The organism is Rhodococcus sp. RS1C4 (assembly GCF_002258225.1).
Classification (GTDB): Bacteria; Actinomycetota; Actinomycetes; order Mycobacteriales; family Mycobacteriaceae; genus Rhodococcoides; species Rhodococcoides fascians_E.
Window position 1 is genome coordinate 85,354 of the sequence record NZ_NOXZ01000023.1, and the last position, 12,783, is coordinate 98,136.

Here is a 12,783-nt window from a genome sequence, read left to right on the forward strand (position 1 = left end):
GCGTCAAGCGATGGAGGGATCGCGCTCCAACCTCCAGCCGCTGGACCGCGAGCGCTCGTGCCAGAAGCCGGCGTATCGGCCGTCGAGGGCGAGTAGTTCGTCGTGTGTTCCACGTTCGACGATGCGCCCGTCGTGCAGGAACAGAATTCGATTCGCGTGCGCGATGGTGGCGAGTCGGTGTGCGACGACGATGACGGTCTTGTCCCGAGTCAGCTCATGGATGCCCCGGACGACGACGGCTTCGTTGTGCGGGTCGAGGGCACTGGTTGCTTCGTCGAGAAGGACGATCGGTGCGTCCTTGAGCAACGCCCGGGCGATCGATACACGTTGACGCTCGCCGCCGGACAGGGTGGTTCCGCCTTCGCCGACTTCGCTGTCGTATCCGTCGGGGAGTCGTTCGACGATGTCGTCCACGCAGGCGATCGCGCCGGCTCGACGGATGTCGTCGTCGGAAGCGTCGGGTCTCCCGATCCTGATGTTCTCGGCAATGGACCGCTCGAACAGGTAGACGTTCTGGAACACCAGTGACAACTGCCCGAACAACGTTTCCGACGGTTGCGCACGCACGTCGTGGCCGCCGACCGTGATGCTGCCTTCGTCGACGTCGGCGTATCGAGCAGCAAGCCGAAGCAGTGTGGTCTTGCCCGATCCGCTGGGGCCGACGATTGCCGTCGTCGTACCGGCCTCGACGGAGAACGACACGTCGGAGACGACGGGGGTCTCACCGTAGCCGAAGGTGACACCGGTGAATTCCACGGCGGGCGCGTCGGGCTGCACCGACGAATTCGTCTCGGGCAGAGCAGGTTCGACGAGCAACTCCGTCGCGCGGGCGATCGACGTCGATGCCGACCGCAACGCGGTTCCGATCTGTGCCGCCTGATTGAGTGGTTCGATGAAACGCGCACTCACCGCGATCAGCGCGATGGCTGCGGCGGTGGAGATCGCACCGCCCGTCACTTGGCCGACGACTATATAGGTGAGAGCCAGGAATGCGGCCTGCACGAGAAGGCCGAACATGATCACGCCGGTGACGGCCGATACGACGTTACGAGTTGCCGCGGACTTCTGCGCTTCCAAGGCCGCGCCCAGCGCGCGGTTACCGTCGCCGACAGCGCCGAACGCACGCAGAACGGGTTGAGCCTGCGCGAATTCGACGACGCGTGTGTCCGCCTCGGTGGCAGCTGCATGTGTTCGCTCGTCCGCTCGGACGTACGCTGCGTTCCCGAGTCGGTTGACGGCGAGGAGAATCGGTGCGGCGACGAGCATGGACAGAGCAATTCTCCAGTCCACGAACAGCATTCCCACGCCAACTCCGACGGGAACGAGGATGCTGGTGATCAGCTTGGCCGTGAGGTACGCGACGGCGTGCTGGATGTCGAGGACGTTGTCGATGACGATGCGGGACACCGATGCAGCGTTGTGGGTCTCGAACCACGCGAGTGGGAGAGCATTGAGCCGATCACCCAAGCGAGTCTGCAGTCCCGACTGCATTCCGATGGCGATTCGCAGACCGAGCGTTGCTTGCAGGACCGTGAGCCCGCCCATCAGAGCGACGGCAACGGCCATGACTGCCGCCCAGCGCCATGCGCGGCCGGTGTCGCCGTCGAACAATGCCTCGAGCAGCGGCACGAGCAAGCAATACGCCGCGGCCTGCGACAGTGCCTGCGCGACCGTGACGGCGATCAGTCGGGGGTTGAGATGCGCGTACTCGTCGGGTACGAGACGGAAGACTGCAGCGATCATCGGTTCTCCTCCACGTGTACGGCGGCGCCCAACGCAGCTTCGTTGACATCCCAGAGCCTCTGGTAGAGCCCACCGCCGTGGACCAGATCGTCGTGCGTGCCGCGCTCGACGATCGCTCCCTTCTCCAACACCAGGATCTGGTCGACGCCGGTAACGGTGTGCAGGCGGTGTGCTATGACCAACACGGTTCTTCCGGAGACCAGCACCGCAAGAGCGTCCTGCACCGAGGCCTCGGACTCCGGATCGGCGAACGCGGTCGCCTCGTCCAGAACCAGGATCGGTGTGTCGGCGAGCAAGGTGCGGGCAATCGATAGTCGCTGGGCTTCACCGCCGGACAGGGAGGCGTCGATGCCTATTTCCGAGTCGTAACCGCGCGGGAGTGCAGCGATGCGCTCATGGATCCGAGCCGCGCGAGTTGCGACCTCCAGCGCCGCTTGGTCGGCGTCGGGACGTGCGAGGAGCAGATTGTCACGAATACTTCCGGCGATGAGACGGACGTCCTGGAACACGAACCCCACTGTGCTGTAGAGCTCCTCCGGTCCGATGGCGCGGATGTCCCTGCCGCCGATCGTGATTCGTCCAGACTCCACGTCGTAGAACCGAGGCAACAGGGCCGCGAGGGTCGACTTCCCCGATCCCGACGGGCCCACCAGAGCGGTGATGGTTCCCGGCGAGAGCTCGAACGATACGTCGTGGAGAACGGCACGGTCTTGTCGGTAGCCGAAGCTCACGGACTCGAACTCGACCGTCCCGTCGACGATGCCGGGCGCATCGGTGGCAGCGACGGCCAGTTCGGACTCCTCCTGCAGAGCGTGCAGTCGCTGCGCGGCAACGGCGCCGTCCCTCAGGGCCTGACCACTGTAGCCGAGTCCCATTGCAGCGCTGCCTATCCCGAGGCCGACGAGGAGGAACGGCAGGACGTCGATGGCGTCGAACCACCCCTGGGACACCCCGATCAACCCGCCTACGACCGTCAACAGCATCACGAAGACCGGAGAGATGACGACGTCCGCAGTCGCCTGCAATGGGATCATCGGTGTCTTGAACTTGCCGAGGGCGTCGGCCTGACCGTCGACGGAGTCCTGGAACGACCTGTGTGCTTTCCCTGCTTGGCCGAATGCGCGGACCACCTGGATGCCGTCGACGTATTCGATTGTTGCGGAACGCAGCCGACGATTCCATCGATTGAATACCGCGAGACGGTCGCGACTGGACTGATCCATCATGCGGCTCAACAGAATTGCGTAGACCAGCAGCGGGAGGATCAGCAACAATGCCAGTCTCCACTCGACAGTGAAGAGGTACACCAGCGTGACGAGAGGTATCACCACGGCCCCGACGAACTCCAGCCGCGCATGCGCGACGAGGTAGTGGAGTGCGTCGACGTCGTCCTGTAGATAGCCCTTGATCTCCGCGGAATTGTGAGATGCGAACCAGCCGAGTGGAACCCTGGTGAGTTTCAGCGCCAACGCTCTACGCAACGAGAGTTGAAACCCCGCATCCGTGAGGTGGGACAGAGTCATCGCTACCGCTTGCAGAAGTATCTGCGCACCCAGTGCCCCGAACGCGACGAACAGCAGCACCCAGATACGCCCGGTATCGGTGGATTCGTCCAGCAGCTCACGGCACATCTCGACGATCACGATGAACGGGGCGACGGCGCACACCGCGGCAACTGCTGCGATGACACTGGCCACCGTCAGGGTGCGACCGACCGGCGCGAGGATTGCGCGTCGGGCATGCGCTTGGTCTTTCTTGTTCTGTCGAGCAACCGTCCGCGGAAGGCTGTTGCCTGCATCGTCCGCGGTCAGCGGTTCGGATTGCACCGTCATGCGCACTCGCAATCTTCTGTTCTTCACGGGCACCAGCCCACCGGTCGGATTAGATCCTTACACATTCTCGGTAGGCAAGGCTAACCTCGAAAACCGGCAGGTCCGTTACGAGCGGTCGCTGTGTGCCGGGGTAAATGGTTTGCAGCAAACCTTGCCCGCGTCTACTATTTCCTAGTGTTATTAGGCAAAAGCCGGTTCCGGCTAGGGAGGAGGTAACGATGGCACGCGCAGGCCTCAATGCTGCTCGCCTCACCGCGGCGGCCGCGGACATGGCGGACGAGATCGGGTTCGAGAACGTCACTGTTCTTGCCCTGGCCAAATCGTTCGGCGTGAAAGACGCCAGCCTCTACTCGCACATCAAGAACTTGCGAGATCTCCGGCAACGGGTGGCTGTCGCCTCGCTGTCCGAACTGGCCGATTGGGTATCCGACGCCGTGGCGGGGCGGGCGGGCAGAGATGCGCTCGTCGCGTTCGCCAACGCGTACCGCGATTTCGCCCGTCAACATCCAGGGCGATACAACTCGACTCGATACGAGCTCGACGCGGACGTAGCGCTCGCGAGTGACGCACGCAAACACTCGCACATGTCGCGCGCGATCCTACGCGCGTACAACTTGCCCGAACCCGACGAAACCGATGCAGTCCGATTGCTGGGCAGCACATTTCATGGCTTCATCGAGATCGAGAGCTCGGGGGGGTTCGGCTACGGCATCCCCCCGCGAGAATCCGAACAGACGTGGCAGCGAGTACTCGACGTACTCCACCACGCACTCGAAAACTGGCCGAAGGCCTGACGTTCCGGGAGAACACACATGCAGTCCATCACCGAGAAAGAGATCAGACAGTCGTTCGTGAACTGTTCCAAGGGCGACGCCAAACGAATGAACCTGCCATCCACCCTGACCGACACCGACTGGGAACAACTGGATTTCCTCGGTTGGTCCGACCCGTCGTACGCAGGTCGAAGCTACATCGTCCTACCCAAGGGCGACGAGCTGGTCGGCGTCGCGCTCAAACACGAATCCGGCGGATCCGACCGCGCGCAGATGTGCACCATCTGCACGACGACGCACTCACGCGGCGACGTATCGCTCATGACCGCCAAGAAGACCGGCGAATCAGGGCGGCGCGGAAACACCGTCGGCACCTACATGTGCACGGACCTACTGTGCTCTCTGTACGCACGAGGCAAGAAGACCCCGGCGCTGGGCAACCGGTACCGCGAGAACCTCAGCACCGAGGAGCGCGTCGTACGGGTTCAGGAGAACATCGAAGCATTCATCGCCAGGCTGTACACCTGACAGCTGTACACCTGACAGCTGTACACCTGACATCTGCTGCACTCCTGCCGCCTCGGTTCAGCAGCTGCCGAGGCCGGCTGCGTCCAAACCGCGGAGCATCTGCTGCTGGTCCTCGGGAGGGACCGCCGACCAGCTCGGATTGGCCTGCAGCTGTGCGGAAATCCCGTCGACGGTCACGTTCCGTGGAGCGCCGGTGACGGCGAGGGCATCGATCGCGGCAAGGAACTGCTGGCAGGTCTCGACGTACAGTTGCTCGCCGGTGGGCCGGTTCGACCCGTCGCCCTGGTCGATGGGCAATTGCACGGGTGCCGGTGGGGGAGCGTCCGCCGGGGTGGTCTCGGGTGCGACGGATTCGGCCGGAGCGGCCGGCATCGACTCCGCAGTCGTGGAAGGGGCGGCCGTCGTCGTCGTCGACGTGGAGGGTGTGCTGGGCGCGGCCGAGGGCTGCTCGTCCGAGCCGCATCCAGCGAGGGCGAGCATCAACACTGCGCCGGTGACGATGGTCCGCTTCATGGCCAACTGTGTACCAGACGTCACTCGACATCGGCCGCGTGGGCAGCAATGGCGTCGACCGTCGTGCGCCACGCAACCGAACCGCTGTTCGTGAAATCCCCGTGCCCGGCTCCCGGTAGAACGACGACGTCGACGGTATCGCCCGCGGCACGTGCGGCGTCGGCGTAGGCCGTGCTCTGGTTCACGGACACGGTCTTGTCGGCGTCGCCGTGGATTGCCGTCACCCGTGTGCCGATGGGCAGATGCTCGATCGGTGAGGCGACGCGATACCGGTCCGGAACCTGATCGGGCATACCACCGAGGAACGCGGGCACGAGTTTGTCGCCCCCGATGTTCGCGGCACGTGCCATGTCGAAGACGCCGGCCATGATCGTCGCGCTGCGGGGCATGATCTTCGGCTGCGCGCCAGGAGCCGACGCATCCAGGGTGTGACGCCCCGCCAACCACGCGGCCAGCTGGCCGCCGGCCGAGTGGCCGGCCACATGAACGCGGCCCAGGTCCAACCGGCCCCCCGCAGCCTCCTGGACCGTGTTGGCCAGCGCCTCCGTCGCGTTGTCGACGTCAGCGAGCGTATCGCGGTAATCGCCGGTGCCACGGCGGTATTCGATGTTCCACACGGCAATTCCGCGATCGGCCACGGCTTCCGAGATCGGTCCGAAGTACGACATGTCGTACCGCTGCTGCCACCCGCCACCGTGCACCATCACGACAACAGGCAGGGAGTCCGCGCCGTTGTCCGGCAGATACAGGTCACCCACGTTGTCCTCGTCGGCGCCGTAGAGCAGTCTGATCGGCGGATCCGCCAGGGCCGGGATCAGTGCGGGAGACGGCGTCGGAATCGGGGGCGGCGTGTGCACGGTGGATCCACTGCATCCAGCCGTCAACGCTGCCGTCACGAGGAAGGCCGCTAGTCGTGTGAATTTCACCGGCTGCCACCGGTCCAGGCGAGAAGTTCGTCGGCCGACCAGGTGTTGACGACGCGTTCAGCCGGCACGCCCCGAGCTTCGGCGCGTAGGGCCCCGTAGCCCTGCCAGTCGAGCTGCCCGGGCGCATGTGCGTCGGTGTCGATCGAGAACAGGCAGCCCCGCTCGAGGGCGACATCGATGAGGCGCTCCGGCGGGTCCTGACGCTCGGGCCGGGCGTTGATCTCCACCGCGGTACCGAACTGCTTGCATCCCTCGAACACCACGTCGGCGTCGAACTTCGATTCCGGCCTCGTTCCCCGGCCACCCTCGACGAGCCTGCCGGTGCAATGTCCCAACACGTCGACGTGGGGGTTGGCTATTGCGTTGACCATGCGGCGGGTCATCGACTCGGAGTCGGCCCGCAGGTTCGAATGCACGCTGGCGACAACGATATCCAGTTCGGCGAGCAAGCCCTCGTCCTGATCCAGGCTGCCGTCGTCGAGGATGTCCACCTCGATACCGGTGAGAATGCGGAACGGCGCGAGTTCCTCGTTGAGTTCGGCAACAACGTCGAGTTGCTTCCTCAGCCGATCGGCCGACAATCCGTTGGCCACCTTCAACCGGGGTGAATGATCGGTCAACGCGCAGTACTCGTGACCGAGCCGGGCTGCGGTGCGCATCATCTCCTCGATCCCGCTGCCGCCGTCGGACCAGTTGGAATGGGTATGCAGATCCCCTCTGAGGGCAGACCGGAGATCGTTGTCGCCGATCGGCTCGGCCTCGGCACGCTTCTCGGCAAGAAAGTCCGGTACGTCGCCCGAGAGGGCCTGACGGATGATGAGCGACGTCTTGGCTCCGATGCCCGGCAACGCGGACCACGAATCGGCCTTCCGGCGCTCGGATCGCGCAGTCTCGCTCAACGATTCGACCACGTCGGCTGCACGCCGATACGCCTTGACGCGGTGAGTGTCCGCGCGCGAGCGCTCGAGCCAGTAGGCGATCTCGCGCAGAGCTTCGATCGGGTCCATGTCCCTATTGTCCAGCAGCGGGGTGGCAGCCCGACACGGCGGTATCGGACAAACTTCTCAGCAAGTTGCCAGGTGCACGAACCCCCACAGGGTTGAAGGTGCAACTAGCATTGCGAGGCATGACAAAGAAATGGTGGATAGCCGGCGCACTCGTCGTCGTGATCGCGCTCGGTGCGTACTTCGGCCCCAAGATCTATGCGTCGTTCCAAGAAGACGACGCGCCCGCCGCGACGGTCTCGACCGAGGGAGCGCAAGCCGCCTCCACCGACGACCTGGACGGAACATGGACCATCGTCCCAGGCGACGCGTCGAACACCACGGCCGCGGGATACACCGTCGACGAAGTGCTCAACGGCTCCGACGTCACAGTGGTCGGCACGACCCCCGAGGTCAGCGGCGACGTCACGATCACGGACAACACCCTCACCGAAGGTGAGGTGACAGTGCAGACGGGGTCGATCACCACGGACAGCGACCGTCGCGACAACCAGTTCCGCGGCAACATCTTCGACACCGCCACCTATCCGACGGCGACCTTCACCTTCGACTCGCCCGTGGACCTGGCATCACTTCCCAAGGACGGAACGACGGCCACCGTCACCGCGAACGGAACGTTGACCCTGAAGGACCAGTCCCGTCCTGTCTCCGTCGAGATGGAGGTCCTGCAGTCCGGTGACACGCTCATCGCGTCGGGAAGCATTCCGACGACGTGGACGGACTTCGGCATCGAGCCTCCGTCGCTCGGATTCGTGACCGTCGAGGGCTCGGGATCGGTCGACTTCCTGATCAACCTGAACTCGAACTAGTCTCTTTCGCCTCGGCCCTGCTCGGCGTCCACCCCGGCGGGCCGAGGACGAAACCGAACCGTTCACGCCACGACCGCGATGCCGCTACATCACGTGCGATGGAGCGGTATTCGTGTGTCTGGAGTGTCCAGATGTTGAATGTGTCGACCTTCTTCGTCAGGCCGTAATGCGGCCGCGCCACCTCGTCGGCGTAGCTGCCGAACAGCCTGTCCCACACGATGAAGATGCCGCCGTAGTTCTTGTCGAGATACTGCGGATCGTTCCCATGATGGACCCGATGATGCGACGGCGTGTTGAACACGAACTCGATCACGCGAGGCAGCTTGTCGATCCGTTCCGTGTGAACCCAGAACTGATACACCAGGTTGATCGAGAAACCCACGAACACCATCCACGGCGGAATCCCCAACAGTGGCAACGGAAGCCACATGACAATCTCGCCACTGTTGTTCCACTTCTGGCGAAGAGCGGTGCTGAAGTTGAAGTACTCACTGGAATGATGCGCCTGATGCGTCGCCCAGATGATCCGCGTGCGGTGTGCAGTGCGGTGATACGCGTAGAAGAGGACATCGACGCCCACGATGAGAATCACCCACGTGTACCAGGCGTCGGCCGGCAAATGCCGCGGAGCGACGTACACGTACAAGGCCGTGTAACCGAACAGAGCCAGCGTCTTCCACACCGTCGTCGTCGCAATCGAGACAACACCCATCCCGAGGCTGGCCCGCGCATCGGCCCCCTTGTAGCTGCCCAGGTCGCCGTCCTCGAGCTTGATCGCGGCACACCACTCGATCACCAGAAGCAGAGCAAACGCCGGAATCGCCAACGCCACCGGATCACGTAACGGCTCGGGGAGTGCATTCCAGGCCGACTGAACCCACTCGCCCACCATTCGACTCCTTTGCGTGACACTTGTAGCTGAAGTGTAACGCTTCGACGTGTCGTGGAACACACCCTGCCGACCCTCTTCGAGACCGAACGTGGCATTTGGTCACTTGGAGTGACCGAACGGTTCATTCGGTCCCGAGGGGGTTCGGGATTCGCCTATTTCCTATTCGAATGGTAGGAATTAGGAACCATTCGTCGGCCGAGGAGATTGCTGTGCACATTACCGCCAAGGCGGATTATGCCGTGCGGACTTTGCTGGAGCTGGCGGCCGCGGATGGGGTTCCGGGGAAGGCTGAGGCGCTGGCGGGTGCGCAGAAGATTCCGCACAAGTTCTTGGAGTCGGTGCTGTCGGATCTGCGGCGTGCTGACCTGGTGCGCAGTCGGCGAGGGCCCGACGGAGGGTATTGGCTCGCTCGGCCGGCGTCGGAGATTTCGGTTGCGGATGTGATCAGGGCGGTGGAGGGGCCGTTGGCGTCGGTGCGCGGGCAGCGTCCGGAGGATGTCGACTACCCGGGCCCCGCGAAGCCGTTGCAGCTGGTGTGGCTGGCGGTGCGGGCGAACATGCGCGCGGTGTTGGAGGAAGTGTCGCTGGCGGAGATCGTTGCCGATGATGTTCCGGCGTTCGTGTTCGAGCTGACTGCCGACCCGGCGGCCTGGGCGCGACGCTGACTCACGTCGGGGTGTGAGCTGACACACCCTGTGCGTTGGGTGTGACTCAATCGTCAAACTTGCACCCTTCTGCAATAGTGCAGAACTCTGCAACTTCCGTACCTTGGAGTTCGTGACCGCTCCCCGCACTGGCCTTCGTGATCTGAAGAAGGCCGCCACGCGCGACGCTCTAGGCCTCGCAGCAGTTCAGTTGGCGAAAGCGCGGGGACTCGACGCCGTCACCGCCGACGCCATCGCCGCCGAGGCGGGTGTGTCGACGCGGACCTTCCACAACTACTTCGCCAACAAGGAAGAAGCGGTTCTCCACCACATCGAGGCTTCGGCGCTCGAATGGTTCGAGATGCTGCGTGATCGCCCTGCCGACGAGCCCATCTGGGACGCGATGAGACACGTGGCAGTGTCGATCGTGTCCGATCCGGACAAGGACCTCGCGGAGACCTTCGCCGTTGCGCAACTGATCGAAGCGACGCCGAGTGTCATGGCCCGCAAGCTCGAAGTTCACCACTCGCTCATCCGAGTTCTCGGCGAAGCAATTGCCGCGCGTACCGGCACGGACATCGACCGTGACCTGTACCCGAACCTTCTCCAAGCTGCCGTCGGCAATGCCGTCACAGCTGCCTTGACGATTTGGACCGCCGACCCTGAAGGAGATTCTTCGCCGAAACAGCTCGTCGAAGACGCATTCGACCAACTGCAGGCCGGGCTTCCGGACCCTCGCGAAACGAAAACCAGCGCACCGAACACAGACTTCAGGAGCTGACCTGTGGCTACATTTCTCTATCGAGTCGGTAAGTTCGCCTTCCGACGAAAAGGCATTGTCCTCGCCCTATGGCTGGCGATTCTCGTACTGGCAGGCGTCGGCGCCGCCACTCTGTCCGGCCCGACGGCCAACTCGTTCAACATCCCCGGCACTCCGGCGCAGGAAGCTCTCGACCTGCAGAGCGAGCGATTCGGCAACGCCGAGGATCCGCTGACGGCGGTATCGGCGCAGTACGTCTTCAAGGCGCCGGACGGCCAGACTCTCGACACTCCGGCGTACACCGCCGCGATCGACGCGACCATCGCGGACATCGACCAGATCGCCGACGTCGACGCCGCCGCCAAGCCCGGTGGGGCCCAGCCGCTCGCCAACCCGGTCGCGGGCAACACCGCCATCGTCGAGCAGTACAGTTCGCTGGCCGAGCAGGACGGAACCCCTGCCGACACCGCCGCAGCCAACGCGGCTGCACTGTCGCCGCTGAGCCCGAACGGCAACATCGGCACGCTCGAAGTTCCGCTGTCCGTCGAGCTCGCCGACGTCACGGAGGACCTGCGCACCTCGCTCGACGAGGCTGCTCAGCCTGCACGTGACGCCGGATTGACCGTCGAGCTGGGCGGCAGCGTCGCCCAGGATGCATCGCCGCCGGGCGGCACGTCCGAGCTCGTCGGCCTCGCTGTCGCCGCCGTCGTCCTGCTGATCATGTTCGGTTCCGCCTTCGCGGCCGGCCTCCCGCTCGTCACCGCCATCGTCGGCATCGGCATCAGCAGCTTGACGATCACCACGGCGTCGGGATTTGCGGACCTGTCCACCTTCACCCCGATCCTCGCGGTGATGATCGGCCTGGCCGTCGCGATCGACTACTCCCTCTTCATTCTCGCCAGGTACAGGCACGAGCTCACGCTCACCGACGACCGAGAGGAAGCCGTCGGACGGTCGGTGGGTACCGCCGGATCTGCGGTCGTGTTCGCCGGCGCAACGGTGCTCATCGCGCTCGTCGCACTGCGTGTCGTCGGCATCCCGTTCCTGTCGCAGATGGGTTACGCAGCCGGCTTCGCAGTGTTCGTCGCAGTCCTGATCGCGCTGACGTTCCTCCCCGCGTTGCTCGGTGTGTTCAAGGGCAAGGCGTTCGGCGGCAAGATCAAGTTCGTCAACACCACCGATCCCGAGGACCCGAACGCACCGCCCACCAACGGTCTCCGCTGGGCACGTGCGCTGGTCAAGCGTCCCGCGATCGGCCTGATCGGCGGCGTCGTACTGCTCGCCGTCATCGCAGGCCCGACGACCGGCCTGTCGCTGGCACTGCCCAGCATCGCCACGTCGGACCCGTCGACCTCGGTCCGAAAGGCGTACGACCTGGTCGACGAGGGCTTCGGGCCCGGCCGCAACGGACCGCTTCTCGTCATCGCCGACGCCTCCGCAACGCCGGAAGCGGATCGCACGGCCGGATTCGGCAAGGTCATCGAGTCGATCTACGAGGAAGACGACGTCGAGAACGCGCAGATCGTCGCGGTGAACCAGGCTGGCGACACGGCACAGATCCTCGTCACGCCCAACAGTTCGCCCAACAGCGATGCGACGAAGGACCTCGTTGCGAACCTTCGTGCAGCAGAGCCGGGCTTCGCCGAGACCGACGGCGTGTCCTACGGCGTGACCGGTCAGACCGCGCTCGAACTCGACGTGTCCGAGCGTCTGCAGGATGCACTCGTGCCGTACCTCGCCGTGGTCGTCGGACTGGCGTTCGTACTGCTGATGGTGGTGTTCCGGTCGATCTTGGTGCCGCTGACCGCGACACTCGGATTCCTGCTCAGCGTCCTCGCGACGTTCGGTGCGACGGTGTTCATCTTCCAGGAAGGCGGGCTGGGGCTGATCAGCAACCCGCAGCCGATCGTCAGCTTCATGCCGATCTTCCTCATCGGTGTCGTGTTCGGCCTCGCGATGGACTATCAGGTGTTCCTGGTGTCGCGAATGCGCGAAGAGTTCGTCCACGGCACTCCGGCGAAGGACGCCGTCGTCAACGGGTTCAAGTACGGAGCCCGTGTGGTGACGTCGGCAGCGGTCATCATGATCTCGGTCTTCGCGGCCTTCATCGCCGAGCCCGACTCGTTCATCAAGTCGATCGGTTTCGCCCTCGCGGCCGCAGTGTTCTTCGACGCGTTCGTCGTCCGCATGGTCATCATCCCGTCGGTGATGGCACTGCTCGGCGACAAGGCGTGGTGGTTGCCGAAGTGGCTGGACAAGATCCTGCCCGACGTCGACATCGAAGGTGCCAAGCTGCAGAAGGCGCCCCCGAAGTCCTGACCAGCCTCGATGGCCGAAGATTGATGTTCACCGGTAGAAA

At 64.2% G+C, this 12,783-nt stretch carries 12 protein-coding genes; 6 read left to right on the forward strand and 6 right to left on the reverse strand.

Annotated features, from left to right (window positions below):
* Positions 1 to 3: 3 nt before the first annotated feature.
* Positions 4 to 1,743, reverse strand: coding sequence for an ABC transporter ATP-binding protein (locus CH289_RS11175; RefSeq protein ID WP_094727915.1), 1,740 nt, complete (start codon positions 1,741 to 1,743; stop codon positions 4 to 6).
* Positions 1,740 to 3,575: an ABC transporter ATP-binding protein gene (locus tag CH289_RS11180; RefSeq protein WP_256977142.1), complete on the reverse strand. Its 1,836-nt coding sequence runs from the start codon at positions 3,573 to 3,575 to the stop codon at positions 1,740 to 1,742. The genes CH289_RS11175 and CH289_RS11180 overlap by 4 nt, the downstream gene beginning before the upstream one ends.
* Positions 3,576 to 3,793: 218 nt before the next feature.
* On the opposite strand from CH289_RS11180, the gene CH289_RS11185 reads away from it, so the two are divergent.
* Together CH289_RS11185 and CH289_RS11190 are read left to right on the forward strand one after the other, a co-directional pair.
* Entirely contained in the window at positions 3,794 to 4,369 is a 576-nt protein-coding gene (locus CH289_RS11185) for a TetR/AcrR family transcriptional regulator (protein WP_019662846.1), read from the forward strand.
* 18 nt (positions 4,370 to 4,387) lie between these two features.
* Positions 4,388 to 4,876 carry an FBP domain-containing protein gene (locus CH289_RS11190; RefSeq protein ID WP_020111051.1) on the forward strand — a complete coding sequence of 163 codons (489 nt, stop codon included), beginning with the start codon at positions 4,388 to 4,390 and terminating at the stop codon, positions 4,874 to 4,876.
* A 57-nt stretch (positions 4,877 to 4,933) separates the two neighbouring features.
* Here the strand turns inward: CH289_RS11190 and CH289_RS11195 are convergent, their stop codons facing one another.
* From CH289_RS11195 to CH289_RS11205, 3 genes are read right to left on the reverse strand one after another with little or no spacing between them, the layout of a single operon-like run.
* The gene (locus tag CH289_RS11195; protein WP_094727917.1) at positions 4,934 to 5,389 is read right to left on the reverse strand and encodes a hypothetical protein; all 456 of its coding nucleotides are present in this window, start codon (positions 5,387 to 5,389) and stop codon (positions 4,934 to 4,936) included.
* Positions 5,390 to 5,409: 20 nt separating this feature from the next.
* Positions 5,410 to 6,315: an alpha/beta hydrolase family protein gene (locus CH289_RS11200; RefSeq protein WP_020111050.1), complete on the reverse strand. Its 906-nt coding sequence runs from the start codon at positions 6,313 to 6,315 to the stop codon at positions 5,410 to 5,412.
* On the reverse strand, positions 6,312 to 7,322 hold the full coding sequence (locus tag CH289_RS11205; protein WP_033190063.1) for a PHP domain-containing protein: 1,011 nt from the start codon (positions 7,320 to 7,322) through the stop codon (positions 6,312 to 6,314). Before CH289_RS11205 ends, CH289_RS11200 begins: the two co-directional genes overlap by 4 nt.
* Before the next feature lie 119 nt (positions 7,323 to 7,441).
* On the opposite strand from CH289_RS11205, the gene CH289_RS11210 reads away from it, so the two are divergent.
* Positions 7,442 to 8,128 carry a YceI family protein gene (locus tag CH289_RS11210; RefSeq protein ID WP_019662851.1) on the forward strand — a complete coding sequence of 229 codons (687 nt, stop codon included), beginning with the start codon at positions 7,442 to 7,444 and terminating at the stop codon, positions 8,126 to 8,128.
* Here the strand turns inward: CH289_RS11210 and CH289_RS11215 are convergent.
* The gene (locus CH289_RS11215) at positions 8,109 to 9,020 is read right to left on the reverse strand and encodes a sterol desaturase family protein (protein WP_179276792.1); all 912 of its coding nucleotides are present in this window, start codon (positions 9,018 to 9,020) and stop codon (positions 8,109 to 8,111) included. The two genes, CH289_RS11210 and CH289_RS11215, sit on opposite strands and share 20 nt — an antisense overlap.
* 209 nt (positions 9,021 to 9,229) lie before the next feature.
* Here CH289_RS11215 and CH289_RS11220 point away from each other — a divergent pair, with 209 nt between their 5' ends.
* The 3 genes from CH289_RS11220 (at position 9,230) to CH289_RS11230 (ending at position 12,743) form a co-directional block, all read left to right on the forward strand.
* A complete protein-coding gene (locus CH289_RS11220) occupies positions 9,230 to 9,685 on the forward strand; it encodes an RrF2 family transcriptional regulator (RefSeq protein ID WP_026347383.1) in 456 nt (151 codons plus the stop codon).
* Between the two features lie 103 nt (positions 9,686 to 9,788).
* A complete protein-coding gene (locus CH289_RS11225) occupies positions 9,789 to 10,445 on the forward strand; it encodes a TetR/AcrR family transcriptional regulator (protein ID WP_019662854.1) in 657 nt (218 codons plus the stop codon).
* A gap of 3 nt (positions 10,446 to 10,448) precedes the next feature.
* Complete coding sequence (locus CH289_RS11230) at positions 10,449 to 12,743, forward strand: MMPL family transporter (protein ID WP_019662855.1); 2,295 nt, start codon at positions 10,449 to 10,451, stop codon at positions 12,741 to 12,743.
* Positions 12,744 to 12,783: the final 40 nt, after the last annotated feature.

Coding starts and splice junctions, on each gene's coding strand:
- CH289_RS11195 (WP_094727917.1), bottom strand. CDS start 5,389: ATGAAGCGGACCATCGTCACCGGCGCAGTGTTGATGCTCGCCCTCGCT.
- CH289_RS11180 (WP_256977142.1), bottom strand. CDS start 3,575: ATGACGGTGCAATCCGAACCGCTGACCGCGGACGATGCAGGCAACAGC.
- CH289_RS11215 (WP_179276792.1), bottom strand. CDS start 9,020: ATGGTGGGCGAGTGGGTTCAGTCGGCCTGGAATGCACTCCCCGAGCCG.
- CH289_RS11210 (WP_019662851.1), top strand. CDS start 7,442: ATGACAAAGAAATGGTGGATAGCCGGCGCACTCGTCGTCGTGATCGCG.
- CH289_RS11190 (WP_020111051.1), top strand. CDS start 4,388: ATGCAGTCCATCACCGAGAAAGAGATCAGACAGTCGTTCGTGAACTGT.
- CH289_RS11205 (WP_033190063.1), bottom strand. CDS start 7,322: ATGGACCCGATCGAAGCTCTGCGCGAGATCGCCTACTGGCTCGAGCGC.
- CH289_RS11185 (WP_019662846.1), top strand. CDS start 3,794: ATGGCACGCGCAGGCCTCAATGCTGCTCGCCTCACCGCGGCGGCCGCG.
- CH289_RS11175 (WP_094727915.1), bottom strand. CDS start 1,743: ATGATCGCTGCAGTCTTCCGTCTCGTACCCGACGAGTACGCGCATCTC.